The 289-nt window shown below is 39.8% G+C and carries 1 protein-coding gene and 1 pseudogene; both read right to left on the bottom strand.

What is annotated here, in order from left to right:
- On the bottom strand, positions 1-183 hold a 183-nt coding region (locus SB658_RS23160), incomplete at its 3' end, for an initiation control protein YabA (protein ID WP_410602614.1).
- Between the two features lie 14 nt (positions 184-197).
- Positions 198-289 (bottom strand): annotated as a pseudogene (locus tag SB658_RS23165) (stage 0 sporulation protein); the annotation flags it as partial.

Below are 289 nucleotides of genomic sequence, written 5' to 3' on the forward strand. Positions count from 1 at the left end.
AGACGATTTGTCCCGATCGGACTGATCCAGACGTTCACGCAAGTGCTGATTCTCCATCTGAAGCTGATGATTTTCTTCAATCACTTCACCGATATGATTTTTCAAATCACCTAACTGGCGATAAAGAGAACCGATTTGTTCTTCTAAATTGATCACCGTATCAAATAGTTCCTTTTTATCCAAGGTGGCACACCTCGTTACTCAGTTGTTTGTGCAGATACAACGCCTTCTTGTAATAATTCTTCCCAAGTATATTCTACCACTTTTTCTTGCCCGGTTAATTCAACTT

This window comes from Bacillus sp. SIMBA_008 (assembly GCF_046535495.1).
Classification (GTDB): Bacteria; Bacillota; Bacilli; order Bacillales; family Bacillaceae; genus Bacillus; species Bacillus subtilis.